The organism is Amycolatopsis sp. NBC_00438, assembly GCF_036026695.1.
Classification (GTDB): Bacteria; Actinomycetota; Actinomycetes; order Mycobacteriales; family Pseudonocardiaceae; genus Amycolatopsis.
This window is the reverse complement of record NZ_CP107923.1, coordinates 5,818,401-5,838,144: the sequence shown is the minus strand read 5'-3', so window position 1 is coordinate 5,838,144 and position 19,744 is coordinate 5,818,401. Positions and strand designations below refer to the sequence as shown.

At 67.7% G+C, this 19,744-nt stretch carries 16 protein-coding genes and 2 rRNA genes; 7 read left to right on the top strand and 11 right to left on the bottom strand.

The features are described from left to right. The first annotated feature begins 313 nt into the window (after positions 1-313). Positions 314-3,435: ribosomal RNA gene (locus OG494_RS25855) — 23S ribosomal RNA — on the top strand. A gap of 82 nt (positions 3,436-3,517) precedes the next feature. Then, a 5S ribosomal RNA gene (rrf, locus tag OG494_RS25850) occupies positions 3,518-3,634 on the top strand. A gap of 703 nt (positions 3,635-4,337) precedes the next feature. Here the strand turns inward: rrf and OG494_RS25845 are convergent. Together OG494_RS25845 and OG494_RS25840 are read right to left on the bottom strand one after the other, a co-directional pair. Next, positions 4,338-5,549 (bottom strand): L,D-transpeptidase, encoded by a 1,212-nt coding sequence (locus OG494_RS25845; RefSeq protein WP_328443099.1) that lies wholly within the window; start codon positions 5,547-5,549, stop codon positions 4,338-4,340. Positions 5,550-5,652: 103 nt separating this feature from the next. After that, on the bottom strand, positions 5,653-6,522 hold the full coding sequence (locus OG494_RS25840; protein ID WP_328443098.1) for a patatin-like phospholipase family protein: 870 nt from the start codon (positions 6,520-6,522) through the stop codon (positions 5,653-5,655). A gap of 70 nt (positions 6,523-6,592) precedes the next feature. Between OG494_RS25840 and OG494_RS25835 the strand changes: the two genes are divergently transcribed. The 3 genes from OG494_RS25835 to OG494_RS25825 all read left to right on the top strand — a co-directional run bounded on the left by OG494_RS25835 (position 6,593) and on the right by OG494_RS25825 (position 9,002). Continuing rightward, a complete protein-coding gene (locus tag OG494_RS25835) occupies positions 6,593-7,558 on the top strand; it encodes a LysR family transcriptional regulator (RefSeq protein ID WP_328443097.1) in 966 nt (321 codons plus the stop codon). Between the two features lie 99 nt (positions 7,559-7,657). Then, complete coding sequence (locus OG494_RS25830; RefSeq protein WP_328443096.1) at positions 7,658-8,233, top strand: papain-like cysteine protease family protein; 576 nt, start codon at positions 7,658-7,660, stop codon at positions 8,231-8,233. A 1-nt stretch (position 8,234) separates the two neighbouring features. Next, positions 8,235-9,002 (top strand): hypothetical protein, encoded by a 768-nt coding sequence (locus OG494_RS25825; protein WP_328443095.1) that lies wholly within the window; start codon positions 8,235-8,237, stop codon positions 9,000-9,002. Between the two features lie 117 nt (positions 9,003-9,119). Here OG494_RS25825 and OG494_RS25820 read toward each other — a convergent pair whose 3' ends face one another. From OG494_RS25820 to OG494_RS25805, 4 genes are read right to left on the bottom strand one after another with little or no spacing between them, the layout of a single operon-like run. Further along, on the bottom strand, positions 9,120-9,767 hold the full coding sequence (locus OG494_RS25820; RefSeq protein WP_328443094.1) for a DedA family protein: 648 nt from the start codon (positions 9,765-9,767) through the stop codon (positions 9,120-9,122). A 45-nt stretch (positions 9,768-9,812) separates the two neighbouring features. Continuing rightward, positions 9,813-10,814: a lipoyl synthase gene (gene lipA, locus OG494_RS25815; RefSeq protein ID WP_328443093.1), complete on the bottom strand. Its 1,002-nt coding sequence runs from the start codon at positions 10,812-10,814 to the stop codon at positions 9,813-9,815. A gap of 25 nt (positions 10,815-10,839) precedes the next feature. Further along, positions 10,840-11,790, bottom strand: a complete 951-nt coding sequence (locus tag OG494_RS25810; protein ID WP_328443092.1) for an oxidoreductase — start codon at positions 11,788-11,790, stop codon at positions 10,840-10,842. Between the two features lie 18 nt (positions 11,791-11,808). Next, positions 11,809-12,330, bottom strand: a complete 522-nt coding sequence (locus OG494_RS25805; protein WP_328443091.1) for a hypothetical protein — start codon at positions 12,328-12,330, stop codon at positions 11,809-11,811. A gap of 131 nt (positions 12,331-12,461) precedes the next feature. Here OG494_RS25805 and OG494_RS25800 point away from each other — a divergent pair, with 131 nt between their 5' ends. Together OG494_RS25800 and OG494_RS25795 are read left to right on the top strand one after the other, a co-directional pair. Beyond that, positions 12,462-13,082, top strand: coding sequence for a TetR/AcrR family transcriptional regulator (locus tag OG494_RS25800; protein ID WP_328443090.1), 621 nt, complete (start codon positions 12,462-12,464; stop codon positions 13,080-13,082). Positions 13,083-13,086: 4 nt separating this feature from the next. Continuing rightward, positions 13,087-14,022 carry an LLM class F420-dependent oxidoreductase gene (locus OG494_RS25795; RefSeq protein ID WP_328443089.1) on the top strand — a complete coding sequence of 312 codons (936 nt, stop codon included), beginning with the start codon at positions 13,087-13,089 and terminating at the stop codon, positions 14,020-14,022. Between the two features lie 64 nt (positions 14,023-14,086). On the opposite strand, the gene lipB is transcribed toward OG494_RS25795, so the two are convergent. The 5 genes from lipB to lpdA all read right to left on the bottom strand — a co-directional run bounded on the left by lipB (position 14,087) and on the right by lpdA (position 19,620). Next, positions 14,087-14,830 (bottom strand): lipoyl(octanoyl) transferase LipB, encoded by a 744-nt coding sequence (lipB, locus tag OG494_RS25790; RefSeq protein ID WP_328443088.1) that lies wholly within the window; start codon positions 14,828-14,830, stop codon positions 14,087-14,089. Beyond that, on the bottom strand, positions 14,827-15,450 hold the full coding sequence (locus OG494_RS25785; protein WP_328443087.1) for a phosphatase PAP2 family protein: 624 nt from the start codon (positions 15,448-15,450) through the stop codon (positions 14,827-14,829). Before OG494_RS25785 ends, lipB begins: the two co-directional genes overlap by 4 nt. Continuing rightward, a complete protein-coding gene (locus OG494_RS25780) occupies positions 15,447-16,322 on the bottom strand; it encodes a TIGR01777 family oxidoreductase (RefSeq protein ID WP_328443086.1) in 876 nt (291 codons plus the stop codon). The genes OG494_RS25785 and OG494_RS25780 overlap by 4 nt, the downstream gene beginning before the upstream one ends. A gap of 98 nt (positions 16,323-16,420) precedes the next feature. Next, positions 16,421-18,190, bottom strand: coding sequence for a 2-oxoglutarate dehydrogenase, E2 component, dihydrolipoamide succinyltransferase (gene sucB, locus OG494_RS25775; RefSeq protein ID WP_328443085.1), 1,770 nt, complete (start codon positions 18,188-18,190; stop codon positions 16,421-16,423). Between the two features lie 56 nt (positions 18,191-18,246). Then, positions 18,247-19,620, bottom strand: coding sequence for a dihydrolipoyl dehydrogenase (gene lpdA / locus OG494_RS25770; protein WP_328443084.1), 1,374 nt, complete (start codon positions 19,618-19,620; stop codon positions 18,247-18,249). Positions 19,621-19,744 lie beyond the last annotated feature (124 nt).

Here is a 19,744-nt window from a genome sequence, read left to right as displayed (position 1 = left end):
CCACTCGGCCGGGATACCCGGAACCACCGTGGTGGGGTGGGCACGGTTTAACACTCGAATGCAGTGTTGCCGGGCTTGCTCAAGGAATTGTGGAACTACTGGTTATGGTCACTCTTGGTTGGCAATGCCTCCTCTAGTACTGAGCATCTTCGGATGATCGTGGAAAAAGGAGCCGGCGCCTCGGAGGGTGATTGTTTGCTATGCACACTGTTGGGTCCTGAGGCAACACGCCTTAGGGCTTACACAGCCTGGGAATGTGGTTTGTTTCTGGTGTGGTGTTTGAGAACTGTAGAGTGGATGCGAGCATCTTTGTGGTCAAGTTGTTAAGGGCACATGGTGGATGTCTTGGCTTCAGGAGCCGATGAAGGACGTAGGAGGCTGCGATAAGCCTCGGGGAGCTGTCAACCGAGCTGTGATCCGAGGATTTCCGAATGGGGAAACCCAGCACCAGTGATGTGGTGTTACCCGCACCTGAATATATAGGGTGTGTGGAGGGAACGCGGGGAAGTGAAACATCTCAGTACCCGTAGGAAGAGAAAACAACCGTGATTCCGTGAGTAGTGGCGAGCGAAAGCGGAAGAGGCTAAACCGATTGCATGTGATACCTGTCAGGGGTTGTGTAGTCGGTGTTGTGGGACCTGTCTTCTCAGAGCTGACACTCTGGGCATGATGCGGCATGGTTAGTGGAACGCCTTGGGATGGGCGGCCGGAGTGGGTGAGAGCCCCGTACGCGAAAACTGTGTTTGTGTTGTGTGATGGTGCTCCCGAGTAGCAGCGAGCTCGTGGAATTTGCTGTGAATCTGCCGGGACCACCCGGTAAGCCTAAATACTTCCTGAAGACCGATAGCGGACTAGTACCGTGAGGGAAAGATGAAAAGTACCCCGGGAGGGGAGTGAAAGAGTACCTGAAACCGTGTGCCTACAAGCCGTCAGAGCTGTAATGGTGATGGCGTGCCTTTTGAAGAATGAGCCTGCGAGTTAGTGCTGCGTGGCGAGGTTAACCCGTGTGGGGTAGCCGTAGCGAAAGCGAGTCTGAATAGGGCGCCTATAGTCGCGTGGTCTAGACCCGAAGCGGAGTGATCTACCCATGGCCAGGGTGAAGCGACGGTAAGACGTCGTGGAGGCCCGAACCCACTTAGGTTGAAAACTGAGGGGATGAGCTGTGGGTAGGGGTGAAAGGCCAATCAAACTCCGTGATAGCTGGTTCTCCCCGAAATGCATTTAGGTGCAGCGTCGCATGTTTCACCACGGGGGTAGAGCTACTGGATGGTCTAGGGGCCTTACCGGGTTACCGAAATCAACCAAACTCCGAATACCGTGGTGTGAGAGTGCGGCAGTGAGACGGCGGGGGATAAGCTTCGTCGTCGAGAGGGAAACAGCCCAGAACACCAGCTAAGGCCCCTAAGTGTGTGCTCAGTGGGAAAGGATGTGGGATTGCCCAGACAACCAGGAGGTTGGCTTAGAAGCAGCCACCCTTGAAAGAGTGCGTAATAGCTCACTGGTCAAGTGGTCCTGCGCCGACAATGTAGCGGGGCTTAAGCACACCGCCGAAGCTGTGTCATTGACACAATAGATCCACTTGGGCTCTTGAAGTCCTTGTGTAGTCGTGTTGATGGGTAGGGGAGCGTCCTGCACCCAGGGAAGCCGTGGCGGAAGCTAGCGGTGGAGGGTGTGGGAGTGAGAATGCAGGCATGAGTAGCGAATGCAGAGTGAGAAACTCTGCCGCCGGATGACCAAGGGTTCCTGGGCCAGGCTAATCCGCCCAGGGTAAGTCGGGACCTAAGGCGAGGCCGACAGGCGTAGTCGATGGACAACGGGTTGATATTCCCGTACCCGAGCATGTGCGCCCATGACGAGGCGTTTGATACTAACCACCCAAAGCGCGCCGGCGAAGTCTTCGGATGGAGTTGGTGTTGTGGAGCGTGGGACCTGATTTCGTAGTAGTCAAGCGATGGGGTGACGCAGGAAGGTAGCTCCGCCAGGCGATGGTTGTCCTGGTGTAAGCGTGTAGGAGAAAGCATAGGCAAATCCGTGCTTTATATACTCTGAGACGTGATGCGTAGCCGTTTGAGGCGAAGTAGAGTGATCCTATGCTGCCGAGAAAAGCCTCTAGTGAGTGCATGCACGGCCCGTACCCCAAACCAACACAGGTGGTCAGGTAGAGAATACTAAGGCGATCGGGTGAACTGTGGTTAAGGAACTCGGCAAAATGCCCCCGTAACTTCGGGAGAAGGGGGGCCAAACATCCTGAAGTCCTTTACGGACTAGGGGTGGGTGGCCGCAGAGACCAGCGGAAAGCGACTGTTTACTAAAAACACAGGTCCATGCGAAGTCGCAAGACGATGTATATGGACTGACGCCTGCCCGGTGCTGGAACGTTAAGAGGACCGGTTAATCCCTTCGGGGGTGAAGCTGAGAATTTAAGCGCCAGTAAACGGCGGTGGTAACTATAACCATCCTAAGGTAGCGAAATTCCTTGTCGGGTAAGTTCCGACCTGCACGAATGGCGTAACGACTTTCCGGCTGTCTCAACCACAGGCCCGGCGAAATTGCACTACGAGTAAAGATGCTCGTTACGCGCGGCAGGACGGAAAGACCCCGGGACCTTTACTATAGTTTGGTATTGGTTTTCGGTTCGGCTTGTGTAGGATAGGTGGGAGACTGTGAAGCGGTGACGCTAGTTACTGTGGAGTCGTTGTTGAAATACCACTCTGGTCGAATTGGGAATCTGAACCTCGGGCCATGATCTGGTTCAGGGACAGTGCCTGATGGGTAGTTTAACTGGGGCGGTTGCCTCCTAAAGAGTAACGGAGGCGCCCAAAGGTTCCCTCAGCCTGGTTGGCAATCAGGTGTTGAGTGCAAGTGCACAAGGGAGCTTGACTGTGAGACAGACATGTCGAGCAGGGACGAAAGTCGGGACTAGTGATCCGGCACCACCTGGTGGAAGGGGTGTCGCTCAACGGATAAAAGGTACCCCGGGGATAACAGGCTGATCTTGCCCAAGAGTCCATATCGACGGCATGGTTTGGCACCTCGATGTCGGCTCGTCGCATCCTGGGGCCGGAGTAGGTCCCAAGGGTTGGGCTGTTCGCCCATTAAAGCGGCACGCGAGCTGGGTTTAGAACGTCGTGAGACAGTTCGGTCCCTATCCGCCGCGCGCGTAGGATACTTGAGGAAGGCTGTCCCTAGTACGAGAGGACCGGGACGGACGAACCTCTGGTGTGCCAGTTGTCCCGCCAGGGGCATGGCTGGTTGGCCACGTTCGGAAGGGATAACCGCTGAAGGCATCTAAGCGGGAAGCCTGTTCCAAGATGAGGTATCCCACCCTTTGTGGGTTAAGGCCCCCAATAGACCATTGGGTTGATAGGCCAGATATGGAAGCACAGTAATGTGTTGTCGAGTTGACTGGTACTAATAGGCCGAGGACTTGTCTACGAAGGTGTTACGCATCCACTCTACGGTTTCTGAGACACCACACGGCTCCCTGTTTTTGGGGGGTGTGGTTGTTTCGTAGTGTTTCGGTGGTTTTAGCGTCAGGGAAACGCCCGGTCCCATTCCGAACCCGGAAGCTAAGCTTGACAGCGCCGATGGTACTGCAACCGAAGGGTTGTGGGAGAGTAGGACACCGCCGAACATTTTGTTGGGGAAGGGCCTGGCCCGGTCGAGAACCTTTGGTTCTCCCGGCCAGGCCCTTTTTCTATATCCACACCCCCTTTTCCGGCACCCCCGGGTGCCTGGTGTCCGGGGTGTCGGTGGTTTGTCGGGTTGCCGCGGTCGGGGTCGTGTCGACCGTCTGATCACGGGTGCCGGCGTTTCAGTCACGGGTGCCGGCGTTCTGATCACGTGTCGACCCGCGGATCACGCGAGTTGACCCCAGGATCACGTGTGTCGACTCGCAGGTCACGCGTGTCGACCTCCGGATCACGCGTGGCGACCTCCGGATCACGGGTACCGGCCTGTGGATCACGCGAGCCAGCGCCCTCAGGCGGGTGAGCCGGCCCTCCAACTGGTCGACACCAACCTCACTGGTCGGCCTCGGGCTGGGCAGCTGGGGCCTGGGCGCGCGAGTTCCGCTTCGAATCAGGTGAGTCACGGGTCTGATCACACGAGTTCGGGTCCGGCTCACGCGAGACCCGCCACCGTGATGCCAGCCTGAGCGGGCGTCACCCGCAGATCGGGCGAGATGCCCTACGAACACCATTGATGCCCCGCGGATCACGCGAGCTACCCGTCCAGTCACGGGTGATGCCTCATTGCGCACGGCCTGAGGGTCGAACAGGGCATGAAGAAGGGGCCGGGAGCGAAAGCTCCCGGCCCCTTCTTCGAAACAACCAGAGTTACTTCACGGCCGAGCCGGCTTGCCAGTCGGCCCAGGACTTGGACCAGTCGCCGTACAGGTCCCAGACGGGGAGCTGGGGGCCGCCCGAGTTGGTTACCTCCACGACGTCGCCCAGGCCCAGGTTCTGGAAGAACCACTGGGCGTTCGCGGCGTTCAGGTTGATGCAGCCGTGGGAGACGTTCGAGCTTCCCTGCTGGCCGACGCTGTTCGGGTTCTCGTGGACGAACTCGCCGTCGTTCGAGATCCGCTCCGAGAACTTCTCGTTGGAGCGGTACGCCTTCGGGTCGGGCGGGCAGACGCCGTACGTGCACGAGTCCATCGTGTAGTTGGCCTGCTTGTCCGAAATGATGTGCGCGCCCAAATGTGTCGGGGTCGCGTCCTTGCCCATCGAGATCGGCATGGATTTCACCATGGCGCCGTTGTGGAAGATCTGCATCTGCTCGGTGTTCCCGTCCGCCTTCGCGATCCAGGAATCGTGCACTTTGTACGTCTCCGTGCGGTCTTCCGCGCCGAACACGCCGTTTCCGAAATCGACGCCGTAGATCTTCGCCGTGACCTTCAGCGTGGTGCCGGCCTTCCAGTACTCCTTCGGCCGGTAGTGGACGTTCGAGTCGTCGATCCAGTACCAGCTGCCCTCCTGCTTGGGCGACGACTCCACCGTGAGGGCCTTCTCGACGTCCGCCTTGTTCTTGACGGCGATCTTGCCGAAGCTGAAGACGATCGGCTGCCCCACGCCGACACCCGTGCTCGTCACCGCGGACGGCGCCGGAATCAGGTTGGCGTTGGCCTGCTTCTTCGGGGCGATCGTGCTGATCTGGTTGTCCTGCTCGATCGGCTTCCCGTCGGAGCCCTGGGCGTGCGCGACGATCTTGTACGTCGCGCCGTAGCCGAGCGGCTCGCTGGAGGTCCAGCTGAGGGCGTCCGTCGCCAGCTTGCCGGCCACCGGCTTCCCCTTCGCCGTGTTGGTCACGGTGACGTCGATGAGCTTCCCGTTGGCCGCCTTGACGACGACGGGGGTCGCGGGGTTGACTCCTGTGCCGCCCGCCGGCTCGAACGTCACCGCCACCGCGGTCGCGGATGGCGCCTCGGATCCGGACGTCGGCGCCCCGTTGGTGGGCGAACCACCGTCGTCACCGGACGAGCAGGCGGAAAGCAGCAGTGCTCCGGCGAGAATCCCGGCCACCGAAAGTAAAGTCTTCTTGGGGAGCATATTGTCTCTTTTTGGGAAATTGGGATCGGCGGGCATTACCATCAAAACTACGCGATAGCGATGACGTCCTTCCGACCGGATCGGTGCATCGTCGTGACGTGGATCACGTGACGACCAGGCCAGGTGCGCCGTAAAGCCCCGCACCGGACACCGAGATCCCGTCGAGGAACTCCCGCGCCGCGTCGTACGCCTCGGCTGCCAGCGCGTCCGTGTGGCTGAAGTCCAGCGGGTTCACCCGCACCGGCGCCGGCCCCGGCAGGTAGACCACCGGCACCTGGGACGCCGCGAGCGGCGCCTCCAGCACGGCCTGGTTCCGCATGCTGATCATCGCGGTGAACATCATCACCTCGGCGAACGTCCGCGGCTCGGCCGGCAGCTTCCCGGGGAACGCGCAGTCGAACACCACCAGCGACTGCGCGCCCATCGCCAGCGCTTGCCGCATCGGCACGTTCGCGACGAGCCCGCCGTCGTACAGCAGCCGGCCTTCGTAGGCCACCGGCGGGAAGATCCCCGGGATCGCGCAGCTGGCCAGCAGCGGCTCCAGCAGGGGACCCGTCCGGATCAGCAGCGGCTCGGCCGTGTCGACCTGCGTCGTGACGACGCCGAGCGGCAGCGCCAGGTCTTCGAACCGGCGGCCGGTGCCGACGTGCTCGTTGACGATCTTCGTGAGACCGCTGTTGGGGAACAGGTGCGTCTTGCTCTGCGTCAGCGTCCGGACCCGGCTCAGCACACCGCCGGGGAACGCCTCGTCGCGCGTCATGTGCGCCCAGATCCCGCGCAGTCGCTCGATCGGGTCGTCGTGGGTCAGGGCCAGGACGGCCGCGTTGAGCGAGCCGACCGACGTGCCGACCGCGAGGTCCGGGGTGATCCCGGCCTCGGCGACCGCGCGCAACATGCCGACCTGCATGGCGCCGAGACTGCCGCCACCACCGAGGACGAAGCCGATCGGCCGGGGAAGATCCGCGAGACTCATACCGCCGAATGTAGTAAGCCCGACTTTCGCAGGTCGTGCCGGCCGTGAAGCCGGCGTTAACCTGCTGGACGTGGCCGAGCTGGAACTGCGCCATCTCCGGGCCGTCCGCGCCGTCGCCGACGGCGGCAGTGTGAGCCGCGCGGCCACCGTGCTGGGCGTCAGCCAGCCTGCCCTCACCGCCCAGCTCAAGCGCATCGAACGCATCCTCGGCGGCGACCTGTTCGTCCGCGAGCCCAGCGGCGTGCGCCCGACCGAGCTCGGCCGGTTCGTGCTCGCCCGCGCCGACGCCCTGCTGTCCGACATGCAGGCCCTCGTCGCCACCGCGCGGAGTCACGGCGAAGGTGTCGCGGAGACCCTCAAGATCGGGTACGTGCCGCTACTCATCATCGGCCGGTTCATCGAAGAGCTGGGGAAGACGCTCGACGTCCAGACGTACGCCGAACCGGCGTCGCTGACGCTCCTGAAGCTGCTCTCGACCGGCCGCGTGGACGTCGCGCTGCTCGAACGGTTCGACGGCACCGAGCCGCACCACTACGCCGGGCTGACCGTGCGGACGCTGGCCACCGAGCCGATCTTCGTCGGGATCGCGCAGGGGCACCCGGCCATCCACGGTGGCGTCGTCGACCTCGCCGATCTGGCCGACGTCGACTGGATCCTGCCGCCGCCGCACGAGAACTGCGTGCGGGTGCGGTTCCTGCAGGCCTGCGCGGCCGCCGGGTTCACGCCGCGGGTGCGGCACTTCACGTCCGAGGCGGGCACCGCCGGCACGCTGATCGCGCAGGGTGCGGTGTGCCTCGCGCAGGCCGCGTCGGCGCCGCCGCCCGGGCTGGTCGCGCTGCCGCTCGCCGGGGACCCGCTGTGGACCACGTTGCTGTTCGCGACGCGGGAGGACGACGCCCGCACGCCGGCGACCGACGAGGTGTTCCGCTGCGCCGAGGTCGCGTACGTGGCGTCGCGGCAGCGGAACCCGCACTTCGCGCGGTGGTGCCGGCAGCATCCGGAGGAACCGGGCGAACGGCTCGTCTCCGCCCGATAGGCGGCATAACGCCGGTGTTATCCCCGCTGGGATTACTGCCCGGCGCGGCAACGGGAGACGCTCACCAGGTCCCCACCTGTTGCCGACAAGGAGCAACGAATGCACCTCAGACGATCACTTTCGATCGGCGTGCTGTGCGTGGCGCTCGCCGGTCTGTCCGCCCCACCCGCGACGGCCGCCACCGACGTGACGGAGGCCGCCGCCACCTTGTCCGTCAGCCAGCTCGTCCAGGAGCAGAACCAGTGGTGCTGGGCCGCGAGCGGCCTGACCATCGCGCGGTTCCTGGGCTACGGCTCGAACGTCAGCCAGAACACCTTCTGCGACTACTCCCGCGGCTACCCGGCCGGCTCGCAGTGCCCGAACCAGGCCGGTGAGCTGACGTACGTGCAGCGCGGCTACCAGGCGCTCGGGCTGCGGCCCGGCACCGTGACCAGCGCGCTGAGCTTCGCGTCCGTGCAGAGCGAGATCACCGCGCGGCGCCCGGTCGAGACGGGCATCTACTGGACGGCCGGCGGCGGCCACGCCCAGGTCATCTACGGCTACGACAGCAGCGGGCTCGTCTACTACGGCGACCCGTGGCCGAGCAGCCGGCGCTACAGCGCGATGGCGCATTCGAGCTACGTCCGCAACGGGCAGTTCCAGTGGGCCCAGTCCCTCTACCGGATCGGGGCGTGACATGAACGTCTTCCGCGGACTTGTCACCCTCCTCGCCGGCTCCGCGCTGGTGCTCGGTTTCGGCGGCACGGCTTCGGCTTCCGAGCCCTCGAACTCCGATGTCACGGCGGCCGAGCAGGTCCTCGCCTCGGCGGACACGACGGCGAAGCTGTCGTCGTTCTTCGGCCAGCTCGACCGGCGCTCCGGCGTCGCGCGGGCCGACGCGGCGCAGGCGCCCCGGGTCACCGGCGAGCCGTTGCGCGTCTACTCGCTCGACCCCGCGTTCGTCGCCGGGACGCCGGACGCGAAGCCCGCGGCGTTCGCGTACTTCGCCGTGCGGACCCAGGCGTCGACGGGCCGCCAGGCGACGGTCTGGCTCACCCCGGAGCCGGCCGGCTGGGCCGCGACCAACTTCACCACCGGGACCGAGGAGCTGACGTACCCGGCGCAGGCCCACGGTGATCTCGTGTTCACCGAGCCGCAGGTCAACGCGTGGTACCGGATTCGCGAGGGCCGCGTGCTGCCGCTGAACGACCCGGCGCGCTCGCGGGTCGGGGACGGCGTCACGCTCCCGGCGTACCAGCAGCTGGTGCACCGGTTGTACGGCGACAAGCTGCCCGGTTCGGCCTACCGGGCGCAGGGCAAGCTCGGCGGGTACGACCTCGCCGCTCCCGCGCCGGCGCCGTCCGGGCCGGGCACCGGTTCCTGGCCGTTCGTCGCCGGTGGGGCGCTGTTGGCGCTCGGTTTGATCGGCTGGGCCACCGGCAAGGCGACGCGCGCCCGTCGCTGACGCCGGGAGGGTGCGGTCCGGCCACCCGGGCCGCACCCTCGTGGACCCGGCTTGTAAGCCGTGAGGGGCACCCTCATGGCTTACAAGTCCATGAGGGTGCCCCTCACGGCATCGCAGTCAGGGGACGCGCTCGGGCTCCGGCTCGGCGGCCGCGAGGGTTTTGCGTTTCTTGAAGCGCAGTAAGAAGAACACCGCGACCGCCACCAGCACACCGACCACGATCAGCCCGCCCGTGTTCAACGCGCCCTCGATGCGTTTGGCCGCTTCGCCCAGGGCGGCGCCGATGCTGATGTGGATCAGGGACCAGCAGAACGCGCCCGCCGCGGCGGCCGGGAGGAACCTGCGGAACGGCAGGCCCGACGTCCCGGCCGCGGCCGGGGTCAGGGTGCGGATCACCGGCAGGAACCTCGCGAAGAACACCGCCCACGCGCCCCGGCGTTCCAGGACGGACGTCGCTTTGTCCCAGCCTTCGAGGCCGTACTTGCGGATCAGCTTCGTCTCGCGCAGCCGCGGTCCGAAGCGGCGGCCGATGACGTAGCCCAGCGCGTCGCCCGCGGTCGCGCAGAGGGTGACGACCGTCCACAGTGCCATGAACCGCGCGACCGTGGTGGCGGTCGTCGCGGCGATGAGCAGGCCGGACTCGCCCGGGGCCACGAAACCCAGCCCGATCGTGCATTCGGCGAACACCAGGCCGCCGGTCGCGGCGACCAGCCCCGGTTCCGGGAGTCCTTGCAGCCAGCTCAAGAGATCCGAAACCAGGGCCATGCGTGCCACTTTACCGATCCTTTAAGGTCGGTGGTGTGGCGTCGGTCACCGTGCGAGCAGCGACGCGGCTTCCTGCGCGGCCGGGCCTTCGACGGCGAGGTGCTGCAGGTTCTCCGGCAGGACTTCACCGCGGTGGGCCTTCGTCTGGGCGTAGAGCCGTCCCGCCCGGTACGACGAGCGCACGAGCGGACCCGCCATCACACCCGCGAAACCCATCGCTTCAGCAGCCTGGGAGTGCTCGACGAACTCCTCCGGCTTCACCCAGCGATCCACCGGGTGATGCCGCGGCGACGGACGCAAGTACTGGGTGATCGTCAGGATCTCGCAGCCCGCGTCGACCAGGTCCCGCATCGCCGGCGCGACCTCGTCGGGCGTCTCGCCCATGCCGAGGATCAGGTTGGATTTCGTCACCAGACCGGCTTCGCGCGCGGCCGTGATGACTTCCAGGGACCGCGCGTAGCGGAAGCCGGGACGGATCCGCTTGAAGATCCGCGGCACCGTCTCCACGTTGTGGGCCAGCACCTCCGGCCGCGACCCGAAGACCTCGGTCAGCTGGTCGGGGTCGGCGTTGAAGTCCGGGATCAGCAGTTCGACACCCGTACCCGGGTTCAGGTCGTGGATCTGACGCACGGTCTCGGCGTACAGCCACGCCCCACCATCGGCGAGGTCGTCACGCGCGACGCCGGTGACCGTCGAGTACCGCAACCCCATGGCCTGGACGGACTCCGCGACCTTCCGCGGCTCCGTCCGGTCCAGCTCGGCGGGCTTACCCGTGTCGATCTGGCAGAAATCGCACCGGCGGGTGCACTGGTCACCGCCGATGAGGAACGTGGCTTCGCGGTCTTCCCAGCATTCGTAGATGTTGGGACAGCCCGCTTCTTCGCAGACGGTGTGCAGACCTTCGCGGCGCACGAGGCCCTTGAGTTCGGTGAACTCCGGGCCCATCCGCACCCGCGTCTTGATCCACGGCGGCTTCTTCTCGATCGGCGTTTCACTGTTGCGGACTTCGAGACGCAGCAGCTTCCGGCCTTCAGGCGCAGCACTCACGCCCTCAACCGTACGCCCGTCCGGACTACGCGGGGTCGGGGGTGACGCCGGTCAGCTTCGCGGTGAGATCCCACAACGCGGCCCCCAGCGCCTCGCTGCGCGCGGGCGTCAGCGGGTTCACCTTCACGGGGTAACCCCGCAGGCCGCCGACACCCCGCGGGGCGATGTACTCGCCGCCCTCGACGCCGTCCGCGGTGGCCGCGTACAGCTGGGGGAGCGCGCCCATCCGGGGGCCCTGGGCCAGCAGGATCTCGCCGAGCCGGTTGCCGCCGCCGATCACGGCGCGCAGCACCGGGTTGCGGTACGAGCGGGCCATGCCCTGGCCTAGGCCGGTCGAGGTGTAGCCGGGGTGGGCGGCGACGCTGAGGACGTCGTCGCCGGCGGCACGCAGGCGGCGGTCGAGCTCGAGCGCGAACACCTGGTCGGCCAGCTTCGACTGGCCGTAGGCGGCGCCCGGGTTGTAGCGGCGGTGCTCGAAGTTCGGGTCGGCGACGTCGATGCGCGCGCCGGTCGCGGCGACGCTCGAGAGCGTGACGACGCGGGCGCCGGTACCACCGCGCAGCGCGGGCAGCAGCAGCCAGGTCAGCACCGCGTGGCCGAGGTAGTTGGTGCCGAACTGGGTTTCGAAGCCGTCGGCGGTCTTGCCGCGCGGCGTCATCATCAGCCCGGCGTTGTTGATCAGGAGGTCCAGCTTGCCGCCGGTGAGCTCGCGCACCGACGCCGCGGCGTCGCGCACCGAAGAGAGGTCGGCCAGGTCCAGTTTCACCAATTCGGGTGCGGCGCCCGAAGCCGCCGCGCGCACCTGCTCCAAGGCCTTCGCGCCGCGTTCGGCGGACCGGCACGCGAGGAGCACGCGGGCCCCCTTGCCCGCGAGCACCTCGGCCGTGCGGAGGCCGAGGCCGGAGTTCGCGCCGGTGACCACCGCGGTGCGGCCGGTCTGGTCGGCGATGTCGGCTTCGGCCCAACGCTCAGTCATGCGTGTACTTAACTCCTGTCACGCGCTCGGCGCGAGCAGGCGGCGCAGGTGTCCCATCACCGGACGGCGGCGGGCGGGTTCCTCGCGGCTCGTGCGCAGCAGCGCCTCGAGGGTGCGGCCCACCTGGACGATCTCGGCGGCCGGCTCACGCGGGTCGGCCAGCCCGGAGGTGACGGCGAGCATCCGCAGCTCGCCTTCGTGCATGCGGCGCAGCGACGCGTGGCGCTTGAGCCCGCCGTCGAGCACCGCGCGCAGCGTCTCGTGCTCCTCGACGGTGGCGCGCCAGGCGCGCGTGACGGCGTCGACGTGGTCGCCCAGGCCGTCGGCGTCGTCCGGGTCGGTGACCTCGGTGCGCAGCCGGCCGGCCAGCACCTGCGTCCACTTGTACTGGAGGGCGGCGAGGACGTTCTCTTCGCCGCCGAAGTGGTCTTCGGCCCCGGGCACCTCGTCGAGCGGCAGCGGCGCGCCCGGGTTCCGGCCCGCTTGGCGGACGGTGGCTTCGAGGATTTCCTGACGTCGGTAGAAGTCGGTCCAGCTCATGGTGTGGCTCCCCTTCCGTGGCGGGGGTCATACCGCGGGTCTGCGGCATACTCCCGGTACGGACCTGACCCGGCGAACATACCATGGGTATGGAGAGATCCTCCGGGCGTAAAGTTGTGAAGGTGGCGACAATGAGGTCCAGGCGACTCGACTACTCCGAGTCGACGCGGTCGGCGCTGGTCGACAGCGCGGTGGAACTGATCACCAAACGCGGCTACGCGGGTACCTCGCTCGACGAGATCGCCAAACGCGCCCGCGTCACCAAGGGTGCGCTCTACCACCACTTCAGCGGCAAGCAGGCTCTCTTCGAGGCCGCGTTCGACTCGGTCGAAAGCCTCGTCTACGACCGTCTCGACAAGATCATGACCGGTGAAGGCACACCCTGGGAGCGGGCTCTGGGCGGGCTCAACGCGTTCATCCGCGCCTGTCTCGACCCCGCCTACCAGCGGATCGCCATCCACGAGGCGCCGGTCGTGATGGGCTGGGAGCGCTGGCGTGAAGCCGAGGAGCGGTGCAGCTTCGGGCTCGTGCGGTCCGGGCTGCAGTCGCTGATCGACGCGGGCGAGGTCGAGCCGGTGCCGGTCGAGGTCACCGCGCGGCTGCTGTTCGGCGCGCTGTCGAGCGCGGCCACCGAGATCGCCAGCTCGCCGGACCCGAAGAAGGTCGGCGCCGAGATCGAGGACGTGATCGTCCGCATGCTGGTCCGGCTGCGGCGCACCGACGGCGAAGAGGCCACTCCGTCGATAGGCTGACGCGGTGGACTTGAGGATCTTCACCGAGCCCCAGCAAGGGGCCAGCTACGACGACCTGCTGCGTGTCGCCAAGGCGACCGAAGCCGCCGGATACGACGCCTTCTTCCGCAGCGACCACTACCTGAAGATGGGCTCGGCCGACGGCCTGCCCGGCCCGACCGACGCCTGGATCACCCTGGCCGGCCTGGCCCGGGAGACCAGCCGGATCCGGCTCGGCACGCTCGTCACCGCGGCGACCTTCCGCTATCCGGGGCCGCTGGCCATCTCGGTGGCGCAGGTCGACCAGATGTCCGGCGGGCGCGTCGAATTCGGTTTCGGCGCCGGCTGGTACGACGCGGAGCACGACGCGTATGGGCTCACGCTGCCGCCGCTGAAGGAGCGCTTCGACCGCTACGCCGAGCAGCTCGAGATCATCACCGGGCTGTGGAAGACGCCGGCGGGGGAGACGTACTCCTTCAAGGGTGACCACTACACGCTGACCGACTCGCCGGCGCTGCCGAAGCCCGCCCAGTCGCCGGCGCCGCCGGTGATCATCGGCGGCTCGGGCAAGAAGCGCACCCCGGCGCTGGCCGCGCGCTTCGCCGACGAGTTCAACCTCCCGTTCGCCGACCAGGAGACCGCGGCCGCGCAGTTCGCCCGCGTCGAGGCGGCGGCGCAGGAGATCGGCCGCGACCCGAAGGAGATCCTGCGCTCGGTGGCGCTGGTCATCGGCGTCGGCCGCGACGAAGCCGAGGTCGAGCGCCGGGCGTCGGCGATCGGGCGCGACGTCGACGGGCTGCGGGAGAGCGGCCTGGCCGGCTCACCCGCCGAGGTCGTCGACCGGATCGGCCAGTGGCGCGAGAAGACCGGGATCACCCGCGTCTACCTGCAGCTGCTGGACCTGTCCGACCTGGACCAGATCGACCTCATCGCGTCCGAGGTCGCCCCGCAGCTGGACTGAGGTTCAAAGCCGTAAATGGCACATCGAGGGACTCAGAGTCCCTCGATGTGCCATTCACGGCTTTTCAGTTCTGGAGGGCGAAGGTGACGCCCGCGGCCTGCGGGGCCTCGGGGCGGGGGAGCCAGCGGTCGTCGCTCACCGGGAGCTCGCCTTCGAGGGCCGCGAGGACGGCGTCGCGGGCCAGCGGCAGGACCGCTTCCACGCTGACGTCCTTCTGCAGCTCGTACGACAGCGACGTCACGCCCGCGTCGCGGATGCCGCACGGCACGATGCTGTCGAACGCGGCCAGGTCGGCGTCGCAGTTCAGCTCGAAGCCGTGCATCGTCACGCCGCGCTGGACGCGGATGCCGATCGCGGCGATCTTGCGCTCGATGCCGCGCTCGTCGGCCGGGATCCAGACGCCGCTGCGGCCTTCGACGCGGCCGGTGTGCACCCCCAGCTGGTCGCACACGTGGATCAGCGCCTCCTCGAGCCGCCGCACGTAGTGCACGACGTCGATCGGGTCGGCGAGCTTCACGATCGGGTAGCCGACCAGCTGGCCGGGGCCGTGCCAGGTGATCTTGCCGCCGCGGTCGACGTCGATCACCGGGGTGCCGTCCGTGGGCCGGTCGGCGGGCTCGGTGCGCTTCCCGGCGGTGTAGACCGACGGGTGCTGCAGCAGCAGCATCGTGTCGCCGGCGGCGCCGTCGGCCCGGGCGGTGAGCGAGCTCCGCTGGAGCTCCCAGGCCTCGGTGTAGTCGATCGTGCCGAGCTCGCGGACGTCGACGGGTTCGGTGCTGGCGCGGCAGGAAATCCGGGAAGAACTCACCCGTCGAGGCTACGCCCGTCACCCGCCGGAAGCAGGCGCAAGGCGCACGCTGAGAGCAGCCCGACACCGGTCACGGCCAGCACGGCGCCGATCGTGTCGGTGACCCAGTGCACGCCCAGCAGCACGCGGAAGACGGCGATCAGCACGGTGGCCACGACGACCGCCACCGCGACCCGCTTCACCAGCCGCGGCCACAGCCACGCGCACAGCAGGAGCAGGACGAACCCGGTGCTCGCCACCGACGTCACGTGCCCGCTCGGGTAGCTCAGGTCCGGGTAGTCGCGTGGGCGTTCGCGCAGGAAGATCGGCTTGAACACCAGGCTGGTCATCCGGCAGAGCACCAGCACGACCGCGAGCCGGACGCACAGGCCGAGGTGCTCGCGGCGACGCAACGCCAGCGCCACCAGCGCCGTGCCGAGGACGAACGGGAGCACCGGGCCGAGGACGTCGCTGCCGGCCTGGGCGACCCGTCCGAGCGGCCGGGCGTAGACGCCGTGGAGGGCGTCGGACACGGCGACGTCGAGGGCGAGCGGTTGCCGCGCGACACTCAGCCCGAGCAGGACGAACGCGATCGAGAGCACGACGCCGACGACGAGCCAGCGCCGGATCGGGACGGTCATGCCGCCGCGAGCGCGCTGTCCAGCGTCGGGCGCCGGAACTCGTAACCGGAGCTGACCAGGGCGGCCGGGACGGCCCGCTGGCCGAACAACGCCATCTCCTCGCCGGCCTGGCCGAGCACCGCCTTGAGCGCGAACCCGGGCACGAACCACGGCGCGGGCCGGTGCAGGGCGCGGCCCACCGCGCGGGTGAACTCGGCGTTGGTCACCGGCGCGGGCCCGGTCAGGTTCACCGGCCCGGACAGCGAGTCGTGCGTGAGGGCGTGGACGATCGCGCCGACCTCGTCCTCGAGGGCGATCCACGGCATGTACTGCTTGCCGTCGCCGAGCCGCGCGCCCAGGCCCAGCCGGAACAACGGCCGCAGCGTGCCGTAGAGCCCGCCCTTCGCCGAGAGCACCAGCCCGGTCCGGACGTGGACGACCCGCGCGTCGCGGGCCGCCGCCGTCGCGGCTTCCCACTCCGCGCACAGCTCGGCCAGGAACCCTTGCCCGCGCGGGGAGTTCTCGTCCACAGAGGACGGTCCAGGATCGCCGTAGTAGCCCACGGCGGACGCGTTGACCAGGACGCCGACGCCGTGTTCGGCGACGGCTTCGGCGAGCACCTCGGTCGGCTCGACCCGGCTGTCGGTGAGCTGCTGCTTGCGCATCGCGCTCCACCGGCCGGGGAACAGCGGCTTGCCGCCCAGGTTGACGACGGCGTCCACGCCGTCGAACGCGCCGCCGGTGATAGTGCCCGCCGGCGGGTCCCAGCGGTGTTCGTCCGCTGCCCGGGTTTCGCGCCGCACCAGCTTGCGGACGTCGTGGCCGTCGCGCCGCAGGCGTTCGCCCAGCGCCGACCCGATCAAGCCGCTCGCTCCGGCGATCAGTACTCGCATGGGTCGATCGTCGCCTATCCGGTGCCCGGCCGCATTCCCGGCCCGGAAACGGCGAAGGCCGCCACGGGAGTTCCGTGGCGGCCTTCGACCTGCTTGAGTCAGAGACCGAGCTCGTCCTCGAACTTGCCCTCTTCCAGACGCTGCTTGATCGTCATCAGGAAGCGGCCCGCGTCGGCCCCGTCCACCAGGCGGTGGTCGTAGGTCAGCGGGAGGTACGCCATCGAGCGGATGGCGATGGTGTCGTTGCCGTCGGCGTCGGTCGCGACGATCGGGCGCTTGACGACCGCGCCGGTCCCGAGGATGCCGGACTGCGGCTGCACGATGATCGGCGTGTCGAACAAGGCGCCGACGCTGCCGATGTTGGTGATGGAGAACGTGCCACCGGACAGCTCGTCGGGCTTGATCTGGTTGGCCCGCGCCCGGCCCGCCAGGTCGGCGATGCGGTGCGCGATACCGGCCAGGCTCAGCTCGCCCGCGTCGTGGATCACGACCGAGAGCAGGCCGCGCTCGGTGTCCACCGCGATGCCCAGGTGCACGGCGCCGTGGTAAGTGATCTCCTTCGTGTCCTCGTTGTAGGACGCGTTCACGTTCGCGTGCTGCTTCAGCGCCTCGACGGTGGCCTTCGCGAAGAACGGCAGGAACGTCAGGTTGACGCCCTCGCGCTCCTTGAAGGCACCCTTCGCCCGCTGGCGCAGCTTGGCGATCTTGGTCACGTCCACTTCCTGGACCTGCGTGAGCTGCGCGGCGATCTGCAGCGACTCGCGGGTCTTGGTGGCCGTGATCTGCCGGATCCGGCTGGCCTTCTGCACGGTGCCGCGCAGCGCCTGGATCTCCGGGGAGACCGAGACGGCGGTCGGGCGCGGGGCCGCCGGGGCCGAAGCCGCCGCGGGAGCCGGCGCCGCCGGGGCCGCGGCAGCCGGGGCCGGAGCGGCCGCCTTCTGCTTCTCCTCGGCCGCGGCCAGGACGTCCTGCTTGCGGATCCGGCCGCCGACACCGCTGCCGGTCAGGCTCGACAGGTCGATGCCGTGCTCCGACGCGAGCTTGCGCACCAGCGGCGTGACGTACGGGCCGTCGGCCGAGCTTTCCTTCGGCGCGGCCGCGGCGGGAGCGGGCTCGGCCTTCGGCTCGGCCTTCGGCTCGGGCTTCGGTTCCGGCTTGCTCTCCTGGACCGGCTCGGGCTTCGGTTCCGGCTTGGACTCCTGGACCGGCTCCGGCTTGGACTCCGGCTTGGACTCGGCCTTCGGCGCGGCGTTCGCGTCGCCGATCACGGCCAGCACGCCGCCGACCTCGACGGTCTCGTCCTCGCCCGCGCGGATCTCCAGCACCGTGCCGGCGACCGGCGACGGCACCTCGGTGTCCACCTTGTCGGTGGAGATCTCGAGCAGCGGCTCGTCGACCTCGACCGAGTCGCCGACCTGCTTCAGCCAGCGCGTGACGGTGCCCTCGGTGACGCTCTCGCCCAGCTCGGGCAGCTTCACCTCGGTGCCTTCGCCACCGGCGGCCGGCGCGGTGTCCGGCTTGCTCGGCGCGCTGTCCTGGGCCTGCGGCTCAGGCGCGGATTCGGGCTCGGGCTCCGGCTCGGACTTCTGCTCTTCCTGCGCCGGGGCGGAGGACTCGGGCGCGCCGCCGGAACCGTCGTCGATCACGGCCAGCTCGGCGCCGACCTCGACAGTCTCGTCTTCGGCGGCGCTGATCTTCACGACCGTGCCCGCCACCGGGGAGGGCACCTCGGTGTCGACCTTGTCGGTCGAGATCTCGAGCAACGGCTCGTCGACCTCGACGGTGTCGCCCTCCTGCTTAAGCCACCGGGTGACGGTGCCTTCGGTGACGCTCTCCCCGAGCTCCGGCAGTGTGACGGAGTAGGCCATCGTTCGCTGACTCCTCTTTCAAGATTCTGCGTGGTCTGGATTCTGCTGGTGAGACGTCAGCTGTGCACGTGCAGCGGCTTGCCGGCCAAGGCAAGGAACGCTTCACCGAGGGCCTCGGTCTGGGTGGGGTGGGCGTGGATGAGCGGGGCGACGTCCTCGGGGAAAGCTTCCCAGCTGTAGATCAGCTGCGCTTCGCCGATGAGCTCGCCGACGCGGTCGCCCACCATGTGTACACCCACGACGGGCCCGTCGGGTGCCTTGACCAGCTTGACCCCACCGGAGGTCTTGAGGATCTGGCTCTTGCCGTTGCCGCCGAGGTCGTAGGTGAACGTGGTGACGTCCGAGCCGTACTTCTCCTTGGCCTGCGACTCGGTCAGCCCGACCGACGCGACCTCCGGGTGCGAGTAGGTGACCCGCGGGATGCCGCTCTCGTCGATCTCGCGCGGGGCCAGCCCGGCGATCTCCTCGGCGACGAAGATGCCCTGCTGGAAGCCGCGGTGCGCGAGCTGCAGGCCGGGGACGATGTCGCCGACGGCGTAGACGTTCGGCAGGTTGGTGCGCAGCCGGTCGTCGGTGAGGACGAAGCCGCGCTCGATCTTGACGCCGGCCTCCTCGTAACCGTGGCCGGCCGAGTTCGGCCCGCGGCCGACGGCGACCAGGAGCAGGTCGGCTTCGAGGGTCTCGCCGGATTCCAGCGAAACGCTCACGCCGTTGTCGTCCTGCTTCGCGCCGGTGAACCGCACGCCGGTCTTGAAGGCGATCTTGCGGCGGCGGAAGGCCCGCTCGAGCTGCTTGGAGGCGAACTCGTCCTCGTTCGGGACCAGCCGGGGCAGCGCCTCGACGATGGTGACGTCCACGCCGAAGGAGGCCCAGACGCTGGCGAACTCGACACCGATCACGCCGCCGCCCAGGACGACGACCTTCTTGGGGACGTAGTCCAGGGCGAGGGCCTGCTCGCTGGCGATCACGCGGCCGCCCAGCTCGAGCCCGGGCAGCGTGCGCGAGTAGGAACCGGTGGCGAGGATGACGTTCTTGCCGGTGTAGCGGGTGCCGTCCACCTCGACGGTCGTGCCGCCGACGAACGTGCCGCTGCCCTCGACGAGGTTCACCTTGTGCGCCTTGGCCAGGCCCTGCAGGCCCTTGTACAGGCGGGAGACGATCCCGTCCTTGTACTTGTTGACGCCGGCGATGTCGATGCCCTCGAAGACGGCCTTGACACCGACGGACTCGGCTTCGCGGGTTTCGTCGGCGACCTCGGCCGCGTGCAGCAGTGCCTTGGTCGGGATGCAGCCCCGGTGGAGGCAGGTCCCGCCGAGCTTGTCCTTCTCGATCAACGTGACGGAAAGGCCCAGCTCGGCCGCGCGGAACGCCGCGGCGTAGCCGCCCGATCCGCCTCCCAGGATCACGAGGTCGGCGGAGGTGTCGGTCACTTCAATAGCTCCTCGGCAAGCAGTGGGGTGGTGCTCTGTCGTCGCCCCTGCCCGGTATAACCGCGCGCGCGACACCGCCATCTTGTCACTACGCCGGACGGGGCTGCGACCTAGCCGGGTGTGC

Bases quoted from the DNA above. Each gene is read 5' to 3' on its own strand.
- OG494_RS25845 (WP_328443099.1), bottom strand. From the start codon at position 5,549: ATGCTCCCCAAGAAGACTTTACTTTCGGTGGCCGGGATTCTCGCCGGA.
- OG494_RS25840 (WP_328443098.1), bottom strand. From the start codon at position 6,522: ATGAGTCTCGCGGATCTTCCCCGGCCGATCGGCTTCGTCCTCGGTGGT.
- OG494_RS25830 (WP_328443096.1), top strand. From the start codon at position 7,658: ATGCACCTCAGACGATCACTTTCGATCGGCGTGCTGTGCGTGGCGCTC.
- OG494_RS25825 (WP_328443095.1), top strand. From the start codon at position 8,235: ATGAACGTCTTCCGCGGACTTGTCACCCTCCTCGCCGGCTCCGCGCTG.
- OG494_RS25820 (WP_328443094.1), bottom strand. From the start codon at position 9,767: ATGGCCCTGGTTTCGGATCTCTTGAGCTGGCTGCAAGGACTCCCGGAA.
- OG494_RS25810 (WP_328443092.1), bottom strand. From the start codon at position 11,790: ATGACTGAGCGTTGGGCCGAAGCCGACATCGCCGACCAGACCGGCCGC.
- OG494_RS25805 (WP_328443091.1), bottom strand. From the start codon at position 12,330: ATGAGCTGGACCGACTTCTACCGACGTCAGGAAATCCTCGAAGCCACC.
- OG494_RS25800 (WP_328443090.1), top strand. From the start codon at position 12,462: ATGAGGTCCAGGCGACTCGACTACTCCGAGTCGACGCGGTCGGCGCTG.
- OG494_RS25785 (WP_328443087.1), bottom strand. From the start codon at position 15,450: ATGACCGTCCCGATCCGGCGCTGGCTCGTCGTCGGCGTCGTGCTCTCG.
- OG494_RS25780 (WP_328443086.1), bottom strand. From the start codon at position 16,322: ATGCGAGTACTGATCGCCGGAGCGAGCGGCTTGATCGGGTCGGCGCTG.
- sucB (WP_328443085.1), bottom strand. From the start codon at position 18,190: ATGGCCTACTCCGTCACACTGCCGGAGCTCGGGGAGAGCGTCACCGAA.